At 60.0% G+C, this 19,419-nt stretch carries 17 protein-coding genes and 1 tRNA gene; 3 read left to right on the top strand and 15 right to left on the bottom strand.

Going from position 1 to position 19,419, the window contains the following annotated elements; translation table 11 throughout:
• Positions 1–135 precede the first annotated feature (135 nt).
• Complete coding sequence (locus tag BB347_RS12515) at positions 136–1,035, top strand: transcription initiation factor IIB (RefSeq protein ID WP_076583775.1); 900 nt, start codon at positions 136–138, stop codon at positions 1,033–1,035.
• Between the two features lie 67 nt (positions 1,036–1,102).
• Here BB347_RS12515 and BB347_RS12510 read toward each other — a convergent pair whose 3' ends face one another.
• The 4 genes from BB347_RS12510 to BB347_RS12500 all read right to left on the bottom strand — a co-directional run bounded on the left by BB347_RS12510 (position 1,103) and on the right by BB347_RS12500 (position 6,786).
• Positions 1,103–4,624: an LAGLIDADG family homing endonuclease gene (locus BB347_RS12510; protein WP_076583773.1), complete on the bottom strand. Its 3,522-nt coding sequence runs from the start codon at positions 4,622–4,624 to the stop codon at positions 1,103–1,105.
• Positions 4,625–4,894: 270 nt separating this feature from the next.
• Complete coding sequence (locus BB347_RS12505; RefSeq protein WP_076583771.1) at positions 4,895–5,554, bottom strand: DUF502 domain-containing protein; 660 nt, start codon at positions 5,552–5,554, stop codon at positions 4,895–4,897.
• Between the two features lie 447 nt (positions 5,555–6,001).
• Positions 6,002–6,439 carry a DUF5518 domain-containing protein gene (locus BB347_RS19005; RefSeq protein ID WP_139327055.1) on the bottom strand — a complete coding sequence of 146 codons (438 nt, stop codon included), beginning with the start codon at positions 6,437–6,439 and terminating at the stop codon, positions 6,002–6,004.
• 274 nt (positions 6,440–6,713) lie between these two features.
• Positions 6,714–6,786: transfer RNA gene (locus BB347_RS12500), tRNA-Pro, on the bottom strand.
• A gap of 86 nt (positions 6,787–6,872) precedes the next feature.
• On the opposite strand from BB347_RS12500, the gene BB347_RS12495 reads away from it, so the two are divergent.
• Positions 6,873–7,127, top strand: coding sequence for a hypothetical protein (locus BB347_RS12495; RefSeq protein ID WP_076583770.1), 255 nt, complete (start codon positions 6,873–6,875; stop codon positions 7,125–7,127).
• Between the two features lie 43 nt (positions 7,128–7,170).
• On the opposite strand, the gene BB347_RS12490 is transcribed toward BB347_RS12495, so the two are convergent.
• The 9 genes from BB347_RS12490 to BB347_RS12450 all read right to left on the bottom strand — a co-directional run bounded on the left by BB347_RS12490 (position 7,171) and on the right by BB347_RS12450 (position 16,165).
• A complete protein-coding gene (locus BB347_RS12490; RefSeq protein WP_076583768.1) occupies positions 7,171–9,237 on the bottom strand; it encodes a DEAD/DEAH box helicase in 2,067 nt (688 codons plus the stop codon).
• A 62-nt stretch (positions 9,238–9,299) separates the two neighbouring features.
• The gene (locus tag BB347_RS12485) at positions 9,300–10,196 is read right to left on the bottom strand and encodes an ABC transporter ATP-binding protein (RefSeq protein WP_076583767.1); all 897 of its coding nucleotides are present in this window, start codon (positions 10,194–10,196) and stop codon (positions 9,300–9,302) included.
• A complete protein-coding gene (locus tag BB347_RS12480; RefSeq protein ID WP_083687813.1) occupies positions 10,193–11,404 on the bottom strand; it encodes a FecCD family ABC transporter permease in 1,212 nt (403 codons plus the stop codon). Before BB347_RS12480 ends, BB347_RS12485 begins: the two co-directional genes overlap by 4 nt.
• A gap of 1 nt (position 11,405) precedes the next feature.
• A complete protein-coding gene (locus BB347_RS12475) occupies positions 11,406–12,503 on the bottom strand; it encodes an ABC transporter substrate-binding protein (RefSeq protein WP_236995951.1) in 1,098 nt (365 codons plus the stop codon).
• A 138-nt stretch (positions 12,504–12,641) separates the two neighbouring features.
• Positions 12,642–14,165, bottom strand: coding sequence for an NAD(P)H-dependent oxidoreductase (locus BB347_RS12470; protein WP_076583889.1), 1,524 nt, complete (start codon positions 14,163–14,165; stop codon positions 12,642–12,644).
• 107 nt (positions 14,166–14,272) lie between these two features.
• Positions 14,273–14,674, bottom strand: a complete 402-nt coding sequence (locus BB347_RS12465; RefSeq protein ID WP_076583764.1) for a cupin domain-containing protein — start codon at positions 14,672–14,674, stop codon at positions 14,273–14,275.
• A gap of 133 nt (positions 14,675–14,807) precedes the next feature.
• A complete protein-coding gene (locus BB347_RS12460) occupies positions 14,808–15,002 on the bottom strand; it encodes a cold-shock protein (protein WP_005554588.1) in 195 nt (64 codons plus the stop codon).
• 108 nt (positions 15,003–15,110) lie between these two features.
• Entirely contained in the window at positions 15,111–15,329 is a 219-nt protein-coding gene (locus BB347_RS12455) for a hypothetical protein (protein ID WP_076583762.1), read from the bottom strand.
• Between the two features lie 128 nt (positions 15,330–15,457).
• The gene (locus tag BB347_RS12450; protein ID WP_076583761.1) at positions 15,458–16,165 is read right to left on the bottom strand and encodes a carbonic anhydrase; all 708 of its coding nucleotides are present in this window, start codon (positions 16,163–16,165) and stop codon (positions 15,458–15,460) included.
• Positions 16,166–16,417: 252 nt separating this feature from the next.
• On the opposite strand from BB347_RS12450, the gene BB347_RS12440 reads away from it, so the two are divergent.
• Positions 16,418–17,434 (top strand): NADP-dependent oxidoreductase, encoded by a 1,017-nt coding sequence (locus BB347_RS12440; protein WP_076583758.1) that lies wholly within the window; start codon positions 16,418–16,420, stop codon positions 17,432–17,434.
• A 52-nt stretch (positions 17,435–17,486) separates the two neighbouring features.
• Here BB347_RS12440 and BB347_RS12435 read toward each other — a convergent pair whose 3' ends face one another.
• A complete protein-coding gene (locus tag BB347_RS12435; protein ID WP_076583756.1) occupies positions 17,487–18,287 on the bottom strand; it encodes an ABC transporter permease in 801 nt (266 codons plus the stop codon).
• The gene (locus BB347_RS12430) at positions 18,287–19,372 is read right to left on the bottom strand and encodes an ABC transporter ATP-binding protein (protein WP_076583754.1); all 1,086 of its coding nucleotides are present in this window, start codon (positions 19,370–19,372) and stop codon (positions 18,287–18,289) included. The genes BB347_RS12435 and BB347_RS12430 overlap by 1 nt, the downstream gene beginning before the upstream one ends.
• Positions 19,373–19,419 lie beyond the last annotated feature (47 nt).

The following is a 19,419-nucleotide window of genomic DNA, read 5'->3' as shown; positions in this document are numbered from 1 at the left end:
CGTCCACCAACGTCGTTCGACCAGCGAAAGGAAGACTCGTTTGCGATCGAACCCGCATCCATCAAGTAGTATTCCCTTCAATTTCCAATATTTTAAATACTAACAAGTTAGTAATTCATCACGTACGACACAATAATGCAGATTGCCGATTCAACTGCCGTCTGCCCCGAGTGTGACGGTAGATTACGAACCAACGGAACAGAAACGGTTTGTGAAGATTGCGGACTCGTATCCGCGGAGGATACGATCGACCGAGGGCCGGAGTGGCGATCGTTCGACGACGAAGAAACCGACCGACGACGAACCGGAGCACCCCTGACGCGCTCGAGACACGACCGTGGGCTATCGACCGAAATCGGATTCGGGACTGGATCGAATGCCAGCTACCGGGCTCGACTCACCGGCCGAAAGCGACGACAGATCGCCCGCCTTCGTCGAGAGCACAATCGCGCCCGAATTTCGACGAAAGCGAAACGCAACCAGGTCTACGGGTTTAGCGAAATTCGTCGCATCACCGCGTCGCTTTCGCTTCCCAAGAGTGCGAAAGAACAGGCCTGTACGCTCTTCAAATCAGCCCAATCGGAGGGACTCTTTCAGGGACGCTCTCTCGAGGGGTTCGCCGCTGCATCGATGTACGCGATCTGTCGAACGTGCTCACTCGCACGAACGGTCGACGAAGTCACGGCCGTTTCCCGCGCCGACAGCGACGAACTGCAGGTCGCCTACGACGCGTTGAATCGTGAACTGGGACTTCCAACCGGTCCGATCGAGCCGACTCAGTATTTGCCTCGGTACGCATCGAAACTCGACCTCGAGAGTGCCGTCGAACAGCGAGCCAACGTACACGCCTCCGCATTGCTCGAGGCGGAAGTCATGAGCGGGCGAAATCCAAGCGGTGTCGCCGCAGCCTGTCTGTACAAAGCTGCCGGTGAACGCGACGAGTGGCCGACCGTCACGCAAGCTCAGGCAGCCGACGTTGCCGACGTTGCACCGGCAACGATCCGGTCGACAGTCACGCTCATCGACGACTTGTAACGCGCGCTCGAGTACTCGATGATTTTCTGCGTATGAAACCCACGTTCGAGTCCGAGCACCGCCACCGTTAGGTCGTCCGGAGAGTGTTCGTACTCGGTTCGTAGACCTCGCCTTTCTGTTTGAGTTTCTCGATTTCGTGTTCTGCCTTCGAGTGGTCCATTCCAACCTCCTCGGCGCGCTCTAAGACGATATCAACCGGTGCACCGTCGTCGTACTCCTCTTCGATGTCGCTAATGAGTTGTTTGAGATTCTTGATCCGATCGCGCTGCGATTTCGAGGTTCCGGCCTCGACGATGTCCGCGTCGAACTCGCCGGTTTCGGGATCGACACCGATGTCCTGAAGACACGAGCGAACGATCTCGATGACGCGAGTCGCGTCCGTCTCCTCGACCGTATCCGAAAGTCGAACGCGGGCACTGGCCTCCGACAATCGGACGAGAGCCTCGAGTTTTCGTGCCGTCACCGGAACGGCAGCGTCCTCGTCTGTTCCCTGTGAACGGAGATCGACGTAGAAGTCTCGAATCGCCTCTCGGGCGGCTTCTGTCATGCGGGGGTGACAGTTTTGCTTGGAGTACGCGATGTACTTTCGCAGGAGTTCCGAGTCGATTTCGGGGTCGACTTGCTCCGTCATCTCCTCGATTTCCTCGCTCGAGACGTCCATCGACGTCATCTGCTCGCGCTGGGTGGTTAACTCACCCGCGTAGTTGGTGGTGATGATGTGTTCGGCGAGGTTCCGATCTTTCTCTTCGTCTGGCTGGTCCGTGACCGTGAAGATCAGGTCGAATCGCGAGATGAGCGCCGGCTCGAGGTCGATCTGCTCGCTGATCGGCTCGTAGTGGTCGAATCGCCCGTACTTTGGGTTCGCCGCGCCAAGTAGTGAGCACCGAGACTTGAGCGTCGCGTTGATTCCGGCCTTGGAGACCGAGATCTTCTGTTGCTCTAGGGCCTCGTGCATGGCACTCCTGTCCTCACTTCGCATTTTATCGAGCTCGTCGACCGCCGCGATTCCCTGATCGGCGAGGACGAGCGCCCCAGCCTCGAGCGTCCACTGCTGGCCGTCACCGAAGTCGTCGCGTACGGCAGCCGCGGTCAGCCCTGCAGACGAAGAGCCCTTCCCCGAGGTGTAGACCGCTCGAGGCGCGATATTCTGGATGTAGCCCAGCATCTGGGAGTTATGCGAGATAACCCCGTTCGAGACATAGTTGTGGGTTTCCTCAACCTCGAGATCGTATACCCAGTCGTAATCTGGTTCAATTCTGTCGATCGACTCGATGCATTCCCAGCAGACATCTCCTTCAGCGAATGGCTCGAGAGCCGCAATGCTCGTTTCTATGGACCCACCGTCAGCTACGACATTGTCCGCTTCGCTTTGGTCAGCTTTCGCTGGTAGTGCGTCTTTGAATGCCGAGATGACCTTTCGGAGACTCTCTCGACTCGGGTTTTTCGATCCGCGTTCGTAGTTCTGGTACGTCGATCGAGGAAGCCGACAGTCAGCTTGCGTAAGCGATAGTGATTCCCGAATTTGCCGGAGTTCCGAACCCAGATTCGGGACGATATCGAGATTCGTATTTCGGGCTGTATTTGCGTGCTGTGACACAGTTTCTCGCTTTCGCTGGGTCACAAACCCAATTTGAGAGACGTATTTTGAAAATTCGTTCCCGCTTATTCTGAGTCGATAACTGTCGTTCCGTCGTTCGTAAAGCTGTGAGCGAATTCCAACTGAGAGCAGTAACGTTCGAACGTTCTCGAGCAACTCACGACTCATTGAAGCGACAGTAATCTCTCGCTGAGACTCCGAAACATGACTTTCCCCTTCGATGAAGGCCGTGAGGAATCCGGATTTCGCCGACTCAGAAGCCGTGAAGATAGCATCTGGGACGCGTTGCTTTTTGGATGACTGGAGAATACACGGCTCGAGCGTCTCGAGAAAGCTGACGAACTCTCCCGCCGAACAACGTAGTTCGCGTGCCTCCTTTGACTCGCAAGGACTGCGTTCTGTCGTGTTGAGGCCCAGTTCCTCGAGTGCATTGGCAGCGTCGTCCAATACCTCTCTGTCGTTATTCGTAATCGAAACAAATCCAGTATTGTCGTCCCGCTGTTCGACGTACCCTTCTGCGATGATATATCCAATCAATCGAGCCAACGACGGAGTCCATTCCGTTGGCAGGTCCAATTGAACTGCATTTCTCGATTGCGATTGGCGGAAATCAACGTCGAGCACGTTCTCGCCTTCTGTGGGGAGGGCTCGCGGTGTGGCGATGAATTGTCCTTCAGTGAGGTCACTCGCAACAACCGGTTCGAACTGCCCATCACGCTGTACGAACAGCGGATGAGACGGCGTCACCTCGAGTTCTCGTCCACTCGAGGTCTGTATCCGATACATCTGCTCGGGAGCTTCTCGTTTCCAAACTTTGGTCGCCCGCTGGGGCGCGATCGATCCATCGCTCTGTAGCGACGGTACCTCGAGATCGATCTCGTCGTACCAGCCGTCGTCGATTGGTTTCGGGTCCTCGAGATTCGACTCGACGATCTCACGTATCGAAACGTTGCGACCGTCTGCGAGGGCGACTTTCGTATCTCCGCGAACGCACTTACCGGTACCTGGATCCCCGATGAGGAGCATGTGCAGGTCACCACGAATCCGCGAGCCGTCTGGCAACTGCTTCGTGACGCCCGAGAACAACTGGAGAATCATCGCGAGTTTCTCCTGATCGTAGCCGTAGATGGAGGGTGCGATGGAGGCGATCATCTTCTCGTAGATACCCTCACTCGAGGAGAGGCGGACGATCTCTTCTTTGTCCTCGTCGGTGATGTCCATGTCCTCGAACTGTTCTTCGTCGATGTCGACGGACATGCCTTCCATGTAGAAGTCGAAGACGGGCGATTTCTCCTGCTCGTTGCCCTGTTGCTCGAGTCTGAGGACGCCGGTGGCGGAGACGTGATCACCGGGCGTGACTTCGCCGGTGATGTCGTCTTCGATGTGAACGTCGAGTGACTGTGGCGTCTCGCCGCCGCGCAGTCCCTCCGGACTCTCCTGCATCCGGAGCTTCTGCGAGTCGATGAACTCCGATTGATCGAAGTTGACGCGGAAGGGGCCCTGTCGTTCACAGCCCTGACACTCGTGGGGTTCCTGAAAGTCACCGCTGGATTGGGGGATTCTCGAGAGCGTGCCACAGAGTTGACACTCGAAAGCGGCTTCTTCGATCTTCGGACGGACGTCCGTCGCCTTTCGGACGATACCGTGAACCTGTACGAGCGAGTTCATATCCCGCGCGCGAATGTCACGGATTTCCGGGGTTTCGGTGTCGGGAAGGTTCTTCACTCGGACGTGTGCCTGCCCGAGACTCACGTCGATGGGGAGGTCGTACAGTCGAAGCGCCTCTTCGGCGTAGCGCTGGAGCTGTTCGGGCTGATTGAGAAAGTCATCCGCGAGGTCGGGGTCGTACCGATAGAGGTCCTGCCAGTCGACGTGAAGCGAGCGCTGTTCGTTCGGATATCGCTGGGCAAGTTGCTTGATCTGGTTGTCGTAGTAGTTGCGGAAGAACTGCTCGAATGCGTCGACGAGTTCCGAATTTCCCGCTTGCGCCATTAGACACTCCTAGGTGCGCCACCGGGTATAAATGGTGGTAAAGCAGAGCGAAACTGATCGTCGAATGCTACCGGAGAACGAATCGGATATCCGAACCGTTCGTTCACCGATCGCCACCAGCAGAGTGCTGGGGCACACACGCCGTGTTCCTGTCCCCTGTTTCACTCCAGTCACCATTGCCACAGTTCCAATCGGGACAGCACCCATATGTATGTATGCCCGATTCGTATTGGCTGAGGCGGACAGTACGGATTATATTCAGGTCTCCACCTACTCGGGTCGCATTTCGTTCCCGAGGTCGCTCGAGTCGACGCCGAGCGTTGCGATCGATCGAATTGCTTCTTCGACAGTGATATCGACGTCGTAGACGTGCTCAGCAGGCATGTGCATGACGAAGCCGTTCGTCGTCGGATTCGGGCCGAGCGGAACCATGATCGTGACTAACGTACTATTGTCGACGCGATTTTCGATCGCAGGCGGAGTACCCGCGGTGAGAAAACCGAGCATGTAGGCGTCTTTGTGCGGGAACTCGACAACTTTCACGTCTTGGAACTGCTCCGTATCGTCGTCGATTAGCATGTTACTCGCTCGACGGACGCTCTCGTAGACCGTACTCACGCCCGGAATCGTTTCCATCGTCGCGTCTAAGCGCTGTGAGATGTATCTGCCGGGGGTGTACTCGGCGACGATCCCGACCAGTAAAAAGAACCCAATCAGGGATAGCAGTGTCACGAGTTCGACGACGACCGTCGGTGGGTCGTTCGGAAGGACATAGACGATTCCCTGGACGACCGGAGACAAGATGTTCAGGACGAAGTTGAGGACGACGACTAACACCAGGATCGTGATCACGAGCGGAATCGTGATCGCGATGCCGTTGATCAGCCACCGCTTGAGGAGCGTTGTTCCACGTCTGTGAGATGCTGTCATAACTGCAGAGTAACGGAGGGTGCTTATGAAGATGGCCAGTTTCAAAGTTTTCATTCGATAGCTTGACATATTTTGTCCCGAATGCAGAGGTGTTCATTGCCCGTCGTGGAACCGAGGATGGCGATGGCAAACTCGTTCGATCATCTCCAAGTCCTGAGCCAGAGTCCGAGCCGCCAGTGGACGATGAAATCAACTATGGGCGTGTGGTAGTGACTTGACCCGTTTAGATCACCTCGAGGATGACCGGACGAGTCCGCTCCAGTTCGCTCTTGGTTGAATCGATTCTCGTTCTTGCCCTGAGGGCTCTTGTTTAGCTTTCGGACGGCCACGGCAAACCTCGGACGGTATCCATGAGCCCACTGTGGGATACGACAGCACGTCAATGTCCGAGATAGTCGATACCTTCCAGTGATTCCCTAATCAATATAGTGCCTCAGCTTGATAACTCTACGCGGACAAACTCCCGGGACGTAATTTCGTATTTTCAAATAGCCAATCTCCGATCATTCCGCCGATCGCGCCGATGACACCATAAACAACGACAGCGAGAGCGACAACGAATACTAATGCCACAAGGGTGAAAATAGAAGCAAATAATGGCTGAGCGTCATATGGGATCAATGTGGAGAATATCGCACCTTGATATACGAGCGCAAATCCACTTACCAGTCCCGCTCGCCATCCAACACGTTTGCTGGATACGTTGTTTTTTGAAGGCCAAAAACCCACGAGAAACCCCGCCAGGAGAGGAAGTAATGAAGTGAAACTTCCATCGGTCATCGTTTGGAGTGAAATCAATATTGGAACCGAAATACCGCCTACAATAAGGGGATATCGCCATGATTCGTCGTTCCATAGTCTTGTAGCTTTTTCGTGAATCCCCATAATCCCAGCCCCTTCTTGGCTGTATTAAACTTTGCTGTGGATCAGACTCGGTGTTCAAATACGATTGAAGGAGTGGCACGTGGCGTTTTCGAAGTGCGAAGATGCGACCGAACTGGTTCGTGACGGACGATCCACGATGGCGACACGTCAAGTCACTGCCGGTCGACGGCCAGGGACGACCGTCACGCAGACCGCCTCGAGAAAGCAGTCGCTGGTCGGTGTGAGAACGAATGAAGTAAAGCGGCGAAATAATCTGCTTTACTTATATACCGTATGGGATCGCCCGGATTTGAACCGGGGTCACGGGCACCCAAGGCCCGAAGTATACCAAGCTAACCCACGATCCCGTACCTCCACCTTTCCGCCGCATTGCATAAAGGGTTTCGTTCCGGACCGAACGGTTTTACCGATCGAGGTGGAATTAACAGGTCCCATGACTGGCCTCGAGATCATCTTGTTGATCCTCGTTCTCATAGGCGTTCTCGGCGCGGCAACGATCGTCCGTGCAATCGCCCCCTTCATCGTCAACGCGGTGGTCGGGTTGCTCGTCTTGTTCCTGACCAGTGCGGTGTTCGGGCTCCCCATCGCGGTGACGCCGCTCGTGCTCGTCATCGTCGCCCTCGGCGGCGTCGTCGGCGCGGGCGCCGTCATCTTGTTGGCACTGCTGGGCGTCGCGTTCGTCCCATAAGTATCGCGTTCCACAATTTTTCGCGGGCCGCTCGAGTCCTCGCTTAGAGTTCCGTCTCGCGAAGTTCGATCTCCGCGATCAGTTCGTAGGGGTGAGCGTCCTTTCGTATGCCGTCGACGAGCGAGAACGCTTCGCCGGGCTCTAAGAAGTGTTCGGTGATGACCCGACCGAGTGGCGTGGGCTCGAAGCCGTCGATGAACTCGTACTGGAGGAGTTTACCGATAGCGTGTTTCGTCGGGACGTCGCCGAGCATGCGGTCGTTGAGTCCCTTCGCGGCCTTCCCACCGACGGTGATGTTCGCGAGCGTCTCCTCGACGGCCGCGCCCTCGTCGTAGTGGGTCATCACCGACTCCATGTCGCCTTTCAGCAGTTTGAACGCGACTTCGTCTTCCGACATCTCCATCGAGTTGTGGTAGGCGGTGTCGGGTTCGACGAGGACGTACACTTTCCCCTCGTCGTGGTAGTCGGGACGGCCCGCGCGCCCGAGCATCTGGTGGAACTCCTGGACGGAGAGCCACTCGATACCCATCGCGAGCGAGTCGAAGACGACCTGCGAGGCCGGGAAGTCGACACCCGCGGCAAGTGCAGCGGTCGTCACGACGGCCGCGAGGTCCTGGTCGCCGAACTGGCGTTCGACCGTCTTTCGACGCTTGTAGTCCAATCCGGCGTGGTAGGGCGCGGCGGAGTAATCTAGTTTCCGCGAGATTTCGTGACACCGTCTGCGGGAGTTCGTGAAGATGATCGTCTGCCCGCGATACCCCTTCGAGGACTCCGTATCGAACTCGCGTTTGACGAGTTTGTTCTCGATGCGGACCTTCTCCTGCCCGTCGGCGAACGTGACGTGGCGTTCGATGGGGACGGGTCGTTCCTCGAACTCGATGAGCGTCGACTCGAGGGCACTCGCTAACTGTTCGGGGTTGCCGACAGTTGCGGAGAGGTAGACCCACTGTGCGCCGCCGTAATCGTCTCGGCGCTTCACTCGTTGCTCACACGTATATTTGAGCCGCGAGATGAGGCCGTCGAGTCGGTGACCGCGCTCTTCTTCTTTGAGGGTGTGAACCTCGTCGATGACGACGGTGCCGATGTCGCCCATGTCCTTGCCCGTTCGCAGGGCGTGATCGATCCCCTCGTAGGTGCCGACGATGACGTCGGCGTTCGGATCGAACTGGTTCCCGTTGTCCGAAATTCGACTCGCGCCAACGCGGATGGAGACGTCGACGAGGTGGCCGTACTCGTCCTCGAAATCCTCGTGTTTCTGATTGGCCAGCGCGACGAGGGGTACGAGAAAGAGCATCTTCCCTTTTCCGTTGAGAACGCGGTTGAGGCCGGTCATCTCGCCGACGAGGGTCTTCCCGGTTGCGGTCGCCGAGACGACCATCTGGTCGTCACCATCGAACAGTCCGTTCTCAACCGCGAGACTCTGAACCGGTAATAGCGTCTCGAATCGATCCTCGAGCAGTCCCTGTAAGCCCGGGTGCAAATCGAGCGAGTCGACGCGGACGGGGTCGACCTCCTCGGTCGTCGCCGAGATGGTATCGAACTTCGTTAGATCTGGATCGAGTTGCCCCTTCAGCAGGTTGATGATCCGATCTAACTCCTGAACCTCGAGCATGAGGTCCTCGAGTCGGTCTTTCGCGGCACCGGTGACCTCGCCGCCGCCGGAGTAGCTGAGTTGGCGCTCGAGTTCCTGGCGAGCGCAGTCCGTACAGATCCAGTCGTTGTCATCTTTGATCGCCGTCTCCGTCGTGATCGGCGAGTATCGCCCCGCAGACGCACAGTAACGGCAGGTCCGGACGGCCTTGACTTTGTCCTCGAGTTGGTAGCCGCCGAACATCTCGGTGAGGTCCTGGCGGCCCGAGGACGACGTCTGCTCTGAAATTCGGATTCGCTTCGCTCGGCGGGCGAGTTCGACGAACTCGTCGGGTTGGCGAGGCTCTTCGCTCGAGCCGTCTTTGAGCCGGAACTTCGCCGGACGGGGACCGGCCGAGGTTTCCGAGAGTCCGAGTTTCGCTCGGAACAATCGCTTTCCGTCACGCTGGACGACGATCAGGTAGTCGTTGCCGACCTCGTGACAGAAGATCGTCTCGACATCCTGGACCTGCTTCGACACGACAGCAGGTAGTAGCGTCGCGTACTTGAGCGATTCGGACTCAGTTCAGACACCGCAGACGATTACTCCTCGACCGGATGGTGGGGTCTGATCGTCGGGCCGTCTTCGTCGTATCCGACGGTTGCGACGACGCCGAAGACGTCCTCGAGCAGTTCGTCGGTGACGACTTCACTCGGCGGCCCCCAATCGAAGACGGAGCCGTCTTTGAGCGCGACGAGGTTGTCCGCGTAGCGTGCCGCCTGGGAGATGTCGTGAAGGACGATACCGACCGTCACGTCGCGTTCGTCGTTGAGCGTCTCGACCACGTCCATCACTCGAAGTTGGTGGTGCAAGTCGAGGTACGTCGTCGGCTCGTCGAGGAGGAGGATATCCGTCTCCTGTGCGAGGACCATCGCGATCCAGACGAGTTGTTTCTGCCCGCCGCTCAGGTTGCCGACATCGTCGTTTCTGAGGTGCTCGATACCTGCGAGATCGATCGATCGTTCGACGGCCGCTTCGTCGTCGGCATCGACGGTCTCGAAAAACCCGCGATGGGGGTACCGGCCGTAGTAGATCAACTCCTCGACGGACATGCTGCCCGGCGAGTCGTGTTCCTGTGAGAGCAAGCCGACGCGCCTGGCGAACGCTTTCGAGCCAAACGTATCGATGTCCTCGCCGTCGAAAAAGATGCTGCCGGCGTCGGGTGCGTGCTGGCGGGCGAGGGACTTCAACAGCGTCGACTTGCCGCTGCCGTTCGGACCGACGAGCGCCGTCACCTCTCCCGCAGGGAGATCGAGTCGGTCGACCTCGACGACCGGTTCGTCAGTCGTCGGATAGCCGATCGCGAGTGCGTCACCGACGAGGCGACTCGAGTCGGTCGGGTCACTCTCGTGCTGGTTGGGGAGCGGCGAGGACGACGTTTCAGTTGATTCACTGTCTGGCCTCGATTTTGTCGTGGGTGTAGGTGAGTCGTTGCTCATAGTTCACCGAGTTGCTCGCGTTTGCGCATGAGATAGAGGAAGTACGGGCCGCCGATCAGGCCGGTCAGAATGCCGACCGGAAGCTGATTCGGGCTGTCGAAGAGGACCTGCATACCGAGTCGAGCGCCGACGTCAGCCGAGACGAGCAGTGCCGGGCCGACGAAGAGACAGCCGATCATCAACCGCTTGTAGTCGCTCCCGACGATCGTCCGGACGACGTGGGGGACGATGAGCCCGACGAACCCGACGATTCCGGCGACGGCGATGGAGGCTGCGGCGGCGAGAATCGCCACTGCCGAGAGGGCGAACCGAACCCGTTCGACCGACATTCCGAGCGCGCCGGCAGTCTGCTCGCCGAGTAAGAGGACGTTGAGCTGTCTCGAGCCGGCGAGAGCGAGACAGATCGCGAGTACGGTCCAGGGGAAGACGAGACGGACGTCGCCCCAGTCGGCACCTGTGAGCGAGCCCGTCGTCCACGCGACGGCCGACTGGACGGTCGAAATATCCTCGGCGAAGAGGTAGAGTGCGGTCTGCAAGGAGGTACAGACGGTGGCCACGATGACGCCCGCGAGAACGAGTCGAATCGGACTCGTCCCGCCTTTCCAGGCGATCGCGTAGACGATCACGAACGCACCCGTCCCGCCGGCCGCGGCCGTGATCGGGAGCAGCGTGTTCGCACTCGAGAAGACGACGAGGGTCAACAATATCGCCAGTCCGGCACCCGAGGAGACGCCGAGGATGTACGGACTCGCGAGTTCGTTCCGGGTGACCGCCTGAAAGATCGCACCCGAGATAGCGAGGTTCATTCCGACGAAAATCGCGACGAGAACCCGCGGGAACCGCATGTTCCAGACGATGTTGGTGTTCGTCGCTAGCTCCGGGACCTGATAACTTTCGGAGACGAACAGAACGGTTCGCATCAGTTCCTCTCCGAGCACGAACGAGAGGAGCATCCGCGGGTCGTGCCAGATGTCGGCGTCTAACAGTGCGAACCAAGCGTCGGTGATCGACATCGTGTACGTTCCGTAGCTGACCTGTACGAACAGCGAAGCGAGCACGATGCCCGTGCTCGCGAGCGCGAGCGCGAGCAGACTCGAGTCGATCCGCTCGAAGTGGCCGCGTCGTATCGATGGGGCGATACCGCTAATTCCGGCCGACGCCCCGGAGTCAGATCGATCGTCGACGACCGTCGAGCCGTCCTCTCCCATCTTACGCACCGTTCCGGACGATTTCCGAGACCCGATCGCGATCGAACAGTTCGCCCTCGAAGTGATCCGGATAACACTCGAGCGCCGTGCGCTCGGTCACGAACAGGTTGTATATCGGCCCCTGGTAGATCGGGCCACCTCGGAAGACGCGGTCTTCCTGAACGGCCCTCAGGTCGCTCCCAATCGGATGATCGCGGAGTGAGGAGACGAACCCCTCCTCGAACTCTTCGCGACTCTCCTGTTCGCGTTCGGAGATGAAAATCGCCTCCGGATCGATCTCGAGCATCGTCTCGAAGTTGATCGTGGCCGAATCACCCGTGCTTCGGCCGTCAACGTCCGTCCCTTCGAAGGCGTCGCCGATGTCGAGATCGCGGAAATGCTGATTGGCCGCCCCCTCGTCGCTGATTCGCATCGCCGTGAACTCGTCGGGATCGTTCTCGGCCCAGACGAGCACGCCGTCGAGTTGGTCTTCCTCCGGTGGGAGCGACGACTCGATTTCCCCGAGCAGGTCCTCGCGAACGTCGGCGAACGCCTCGTATCGATCTTCGCGACCGAACACTTGCGCGATCTTCTCGAAGGCTTCGTAGAGCGTGTAGTACTCGTAATCGTGCCACTCGTCGGTCTGTCGGAAGATCGTGTTCCCGACGAAGGGCGCGACGTTCTCCTCGAGTTCGTCGACGTCCTCGGCGTCGAGTCCGAAGGCGGCGTTGTGCTCGAGCCAGTTGGGATCGACGAGGTGGACGTCGACGTCGAGTTCGTAGAACAGTTCCGTGTCGACCCCGTCGGCCCACAGCTCCGTCGGCTCGTCGACGTGTGGAATGTCCAGTTCCTCGTAGTAGTGTGGATGATATCGATATCCCTCGCCGACCGCTTGCAACCCCTCGCCGACGCCGAGTGCGACGCCCATGTCGGCGTAGTCGCTCTCGTAGGCGAGCCAGGTGTCGGGAGCCGAATCGAACTCGACGGAACCGACCGGTTCCATCGTTACCGATGTTGGCTCTCCATCGGTGCCGTCGTCACCGTCTTCCGTCCCGCTTACACAGCCGGCGAGCAACCCTGTCGTTGCGATACCAGTTGCGAGAACGGCGCGCCGTGTCACTGTCGTGTGCATAGGATTAGGCTAGCCTAATAGTTTAAAAGCACATCGTTTTAGGACCACCTAAATGAGTGTGAGGAGAACGACGATGCTGCGTCCGATGGCGCGAAAAGGCACGAAGAGTGCGGATAGAAGGGGTCGCTACACGAGAGTAATCACGGGGACGACGGCAAACCAGCCGATATAGCTCAAGGAAGCGAGCATGAGACCGTCGATGCGTTGGGAGCCAGCCGTGGCGTCCAATCGACGGTGGATCAGCCAACAGAGCACGAGAGCGTGGCCGAGACTCAGTGAAATCACTGGCCCGTACGCGTGAGAAGCCACACTGCGTCCGTACCAGACGAGTCCGACCAGCGCAGCCAGCAGCGCCGTTCCCATCGCGAAAGCCCCAGCGCCCGCGAGTCCGAAGCGAACGGCGATCGTCTGCTTTCCGACGGCTCGATCGGCCGCGTAGTCGGGAACGCCGGCCAGCGTGATTGACGGCAGGACGGAGAGCAAGAAGGGGACACCGAGCAGCCACGGCTCCGGAACGTGCCACGATCCGCCAACGGCGAGAAAACCGATCACCAACACGCCGATACTGTGCGTCCAGGCGACCGTCGCCTCCCCCAGGGTTCGATACGACAGCTTCAGCGGCGGTGCCGTGTAGCCAAGTGCCAACGCTGCGAGGACGACCATCGCACTCGAGAGGGCGATCGGCGACCCCGCTGCTGCGAAGAGCGTTCCCACCCCAAATAGCGCACTGAGAACGAGTGTCGCCCCAATTGCCCGCCGGAGTTCCTCGAACGATAGCTGGCCGTCGACCAGAACCTGCGAACCACCCGTAAACGGTCCGGCGAACGTATTCTCGCGATCCGTCTCGTAGTCGAAATACTCGTTCGTGAACACGGTCGCCGCCTCGAGGAAGAACAAGAATCCCAATCCGAGCCAGTAGGCGGCCGAACTGAAGACCGCGCTCAAGTCCGCTGCGGCCAGCGCCCCGATCGTGTAGGCGAGCCACGCCATCGGATAGAACTGCAGACGGAGCGCACCCATCCACGCCGTCAGTTTCTGCTTCGCTCGAGTGGCCCTCGATTTCGGACCCGTCGCCAGCGAACGACCCAGCTCCTCGACGTCCGCGAGCCACTCGTTGCGCTCCTCGAGCGAAGAGTCCTCGATCGGACCGATCTCGGTCACCCGCGTCGTCTCGATGCCCGCGTAGCCGAGGGTCGCGCGCTTGAGCGCGTTCGTCCCGGGCTGGCGGTAGATCCAGCGATAGACCCACGGCGGCATGTCCATCGTGACAATCAGTTCGGCGGTTTTGTCGTCCAGTAGTTCCACGTGGCCCGCGCCCTCGCCCTCGTCGTACTCCGCGAACGCGAAACCGGGTTCGAAGACGCGGTCGAAAAAGCCCTTGAGGCGCGCGGGCATCGTCCCCCACCAGTTCGGATAGACGAAGACGAGATGATCCGCCCACTCGATGTCCCGCTGGGCCGCCAGCAGATCGTCCTCGAGTGGCTGGTCGCTCGGACACCCGGCGTGGACGTCGGGGTCGAACTCGAGGTCGGCGACGGCGAGCGAGCGAACGTCGACGCCCGCCTGCACGCAGCCCTCACGGTACGCGTCGGCCAGCGCACCGCCAAAACTCTCGTTTCGAGGGTGGCCCAAGATGACGAGGACGTTCACGTCGTCTCGTTCGTCACTGGCCCGGGAAATAACGTTGTCCTCCTCGAAGGGGTGCCCCACGCGAAACGACCTACCTGCAGGCAGCGTCCCAACTCGCTGCTCGGTCGTTACTCGAGCAACTCGATCTCGTCGTCACCGTTGGGAACGGCACAGAGGAACGCACCCGGCTCGTCGCCCTCGTTGCGATACCAGTGGACCGTTCCGGCGGGAATCAAGAGCGAGTCGCCCGCTTCGACGGTGTGCTCCTCGTCCCCGACGCCCACCGTGTACTCGCCCTCGAGAACGTACTGCTCGTGTTCGACCTCGTTCGTGTGCTCGGGTACCGCCGCGCCCGCCTCGAGGACGAATCGGCGGATCGCGAAGTTCGGTGCACCGTGTTCGTCGGCGATCAAGACGCCCTTCTCGAGGCCGTCCGCTGCGTCGACGGCTGCGTAGTCGATTTCGTCGCCGCGTCGAAGCAACGCCTCGGCACCCGCTCGGTCCTCGGAATCTGCAGTTGCGTCGGTCATACCGGGACGTACGCGCTGATGGTACTAAACGTTCATCGAGCCGGGAACCGGGCGATCGTATCGCGAGCGACGGCGCTGTCGCTCAGGGGTGTAAAATACAGTTCTGAAGTGCCGATACCTCCGCGAATTCGCCTTACAGGCGCTCGACGTTCGTCGCGCGTGGGCCTTTTGGGGCCTGCTCGATGTCGAACTCGAGCTCCTGTCCTTCCTCAAGGTCCGGGCCGCCGATGTCTTCCATGTGGAAGAACACGTCGTCGTCCGCGTCCTCAGTTTCGATGAATCCGTAGCCGCCAGTGTCGTTGAAGAAATCAACGGTTCCTTTCGCCATTGCTTTTGAACAAAAGCGGGCAACAGTGATAAACCCTCCGGACTCGACCAGTATCGCCCACAACGGCGCTGTTGACACCCTCTGCCTCGAGAATTCGCTACGCCAGTGCTACGTCTCGTTACGGCCCTCGAGTCGGTGCACCGAAATCGCGACGAAGTACACGAGCATGAAGAGGACGAATCCACCAACGAACCCGACGAGTTCGACGGCACCGAGAGAGCCCGGCGAGATCACCACGAGCACGGCTAACGCGACGACGAAGATCGCGATGATGAAGAATCCGATGGCGTAGTAAAATCCCGGATCGGACTCGAGGAACTTCCGCATACGTCAACAGTTTACTGCGAAGCGCAAAAACCTACCGGGTTCATACCTCGAACGCCTCGACCGGTTGCGCTCGCGTGGGCACCGTCAGCATCGAAGCGCTGTGTCACCGACTCGCTGAGTGATGGTCGTTAGTGAAGCAAACTCCGAACCGTCGCGTCGTAGGAGTCGGGGACGTCGTCGACGATCACGTCGGGGTCGGTTTCGCCGTTGACGGTGACGAGATACGCGCGACCGTGCTCGTCGCCGTAGACGCCCTGAAAGTCGTAGACGAAGCCGTAGATGTCGAGGTCGGCGGGAACGACGTCGTCGTCCGCGGCTCGTAAGAACTGCGTCTGATACTCGACGTTGTACTCGACGAGTTGATTGATGATCTGACTCTCGTCCGCATCAGTGTCGATCAAGCCGCTCTCGAGGGCCTCCTCGACGACCGGAACGAGTAGCTCGACCCACTTGGAGACGCCCGCCGGGCCGGGAAGGTCACCACCCGTCGCAGCGTTGTAGGCTGCGGTGACCGCCCCGCAGCCAGTGTGACCGACGACCGCGACGGCGTCGGTGCCGGTGTGGTGGATCGGGTACAGGAGGCCACCGTCGACGATCCGCTCACCGGCGTCGTCGTCCCAGACCTGATTGCCGATGTTGCTCGGGGTGAAGACCGTTCCCGGCCCGTCCGTCCCCCACATCCGTTCCTGTGGAACCCGCGAGTCGGAACAACAAATCGTGACGACGTCCGGCTCTTGCCCGGTTTGTACCGTGCCGAAGTACTCCTCGGGAAGTCCCGTGACGTGGCGCTCATTTCCAGCGAGCAACTCCTCGAGAACGTCGTGATCCGCGTCCATACACAGCTAGTGACGGATCCCCAGCAAAACGGTTTCTGTTCGGTCCGAATTTGCGCTATCCACGAGACGCGATGGAGCGTCGACCCGTCCGACCGGTTCGAGCCCACGAAGCGCGCCTGGACGTCGGACCGTCCAGACGATTGGGAGGGAGCAGGATCGCTCGAGTCGCCTACGTCGACGGTCGAAAATTACCGTCGCTAACTGGTTCCGGGACCCAAATAGTCACTTACTAGCCCATCCTTTCACTGGCATATGGCAGAAACCAGACAGTGGCAGCTCGCGAGTCGTCCCGTCGGAGAGCCGACGCACGAAAACTTCGAACTCGTCACCGTAGACCGACCCGAACCAGACGCGAACGAAGTGCTCGTGCGGACGCTGTACCAGTCCGTCGACCCCTACATGCGCGGCCGGATGCGGGATGCGGAGTCCTACGCCGAACCGTGGGACGTCGGCGACCCCATGAAGGCGAGCGTCGTCGGCGAAGTCCTCGAGTCCAACGCCGCCGAGTACGACGAGGGCGATATCGTCACCGGAGATCTCCTGTGGGCCGAACACGCCGTCGCGAGCGCGGACGAGCTCCAGTCGGTGAATCCGGACCACGGACCGATCTCGACGGCGCTCGGCGTCCTCGGCATGCCCGGCGTCACGGCCTACTGGGGGCTCAACGACGTCTGCGATCCGATCCCCGGCGACACTGTCGTCGTCTCCGCCGCGGCGGGTGCCGTCGGCTCCGTCGTCGGCCAACTCGCCAAACTCTCGGGCGCACGCGTCGTCGGGACGGCCGGCAGCGAGGCGAAAGTAGACTGGCTCACGGAGGACCTCGGTTTCGACGCGGCGATCAACTACAAGGAGACCGACGACCTCTCCGGTGCGGTCGACGCGGCCTGTCCGGACGGCGTCGACGTCTACTTCGACAACGTCGGCGGCCCGATCACGGACGCCGTCTGGCCCCGGCTGAACGTCGACGCCCGCGTCGCCGTCTGCGGACAGATCGCCCTCTACAACGAGACGTCGGTGCCGACCGGCCCGCGAAAACTCGCCAAACTCATCGAGAGTCGCGCGACGGTCGAAGGACTGCTCGTCAGCGACTATCAACCCCGCTGGGGCGAGGCCCTGCAGCGACTCTCGACGTTCATCCAGAACGACGACGTCCGCTACCGTGAGAACGTCGTCGAGGGCTTCGAGAACGCCCCGGACGCATTCCTCGGCCTGTTCGAGGGTGAGAATATCGGGAAGCAAGTGGTGCAGGTAGCCGAGTACGAGCGATAACGCGGACGCCGGCAGCGGCCCGAACTCGCCGGTCCGTTATTCCGTCGGTTCGTCAGTCCGTCAACCCGTATCCAATTTTGAACAGGTAGACGTCGAGCGCGATGACGACGGCGGTGAGGGTGCTCAACACGGCGAGCGACGCGTACGGTGCGAACTCCGCGTAGGCGGCCGGCGCGACGGAGTGCATGTCCGAGTGCCCGATCAGTCCGTATCGAACGCTATCGACCATGTACACCATCGGATTCAACAGCGAGAGGTACACCTGCCAGGCCTGCTCGAACATCTCGAGGGAGTAGAAGACGGCCCCGAAGAACACGAGCGGGCGCAAGATGAACTGGTTCATCACCGTTAGATCGTCGAAGTCGCGGGCCACGAGGCCGCCGATGATTCCGAAGCCGGCGAAGAGGGCGGCGATGACGACCATCGTGACCACGAGAAAGAGTCCGTGTTCGATCGAGATGGGGACGAACACCCGGCCGATGACGGCGACGATGACACCGACGATCAGGCCGCGAACGGCGCTCGCACCGACGTAGGCGACGACCATCTCGGCGTAGGAAAGCGGCGACGTGAGCGTCTCGTGGATGTACTCGTTCCAGCGACCGTGGAAGATGGAGAACGAGGCGTTCTCAAACGAGTTCGAGATCGTTCCTAACACGACGAGGCCGGGGACGAGAAAGAGGATGTAGCCGATTCCATCGACCGGTTCCTCGATTCGCCCACCCAGAATGAGCCCGAAGACGGCGAAGTAGAGTACGTTCGTGATCGCCGGCGGCATGAACGTGTTCTTCGGGCGACGGATGAACCGCAACAGCTCTCGCTTGAAGAGCGCGCGAAAGCCAACCGAGAACATCAGACGACACCCCCTTGCTCCGGCTCGCTCGGTTCTGCGGTTTCATCTCCTGTGTCCGCTTCCATCGCTTCGCTTTCGTCGTTTTCGTGGTCCGCATCGTCTACGGCGTCTTCGGCGTCCGACGCCGACGAGCGCGTGACGGTCCGATCCTCGCTTCGCGTCAGGTCGACGAAAATCTCCTCGAGCGACGTTCGCGAGATCTCGAGATCAGCGATTTCGTATCCTCGCGCCTCGAGATCGTTCAAGAGCCGCGGCGCGCTCGAACCGCCGTCGTCGACGCGAACGTCGAGCCCGTCACCGGCCGGAGAGGGCTCGACGCCGTGGGCGTACGCCTCGAGTTCGGACTCTATATCGGCCGCCGCGGCCGAGGTGACTGGCGACTCGAGACGGACCGAGATCGTATCCGTTCCGCGAGTTTTCAGGTCGTCGGGCGTCGCGACGGTTACCTTCCGGCCCTCGTTCATGATCGCGACGCGGTCACAGAGGCGTTCGGCTTCCTCGATGTAGTGAGTCGTCAACAGGATGGTCGTCCCTTCCTCGTTGAGTTCGGTGACGAGGTCCCAGAGGTCGTGGCGCAACTGGACGTCGACGCCGGCCGTCGGTTCGTCCAGGATCAGGAGATCGGGATCGGTGACGAGCGCGCGAGCGAGCAGCAGACGGCGTTTCATTCCGCCCGAGAGCCAGTCGAAGCGCTCGTTTCGCTTGTCGTAGATCCCCACGCGTTTGAGCACCTCGTCGGCTCGCTCGGCGGCCTCCTCTTCGGGAATTCCGTGGTAGCCAGCCTTGTGCTGGAGCACCTCCTTAATGGGGAAGAATCGATCGACGTTGAACTCCTGGGGAGCCACGCCGATCGCGTCTCGAGCCTGTTGGTACTCGGTTTCGACGTCGTAGCCGAAGACGTGGGCCTCGCCGCCGGTCTTTCGAACCAACCCGACCAGCGTGTTGATGAACGTCGTCTTCCCGGCACCGTTCGGTCCGAGCAGCCCGAAGAATTCCCCCTCCTCGACGGTCAACGACAGTTCCTGTAGAGCCCGCAGATCGCCGTATTCCTTCACGAGATCGGCGGTCTCGATTGCCGGTGGCATCGGCGCAGTATCAGCCCCGGCCGCGGTTAAGAATGTTGAAAGCGGTA

This window comes from Natronorubrum daqingense, assembly GCF_001971705.1.
GTDB classification, from domain to species: domain Archaea; phylum Halobacteriota; class Halobacteria; order Halobacteriales; family Natrialbaceae; genus Natronorubrum; species Natronorubrum daqingense.
Note: the sequence above shows the minus strand (reverse complement) of the source record. Positions and strands in the feature narration are given on the sequence as shown.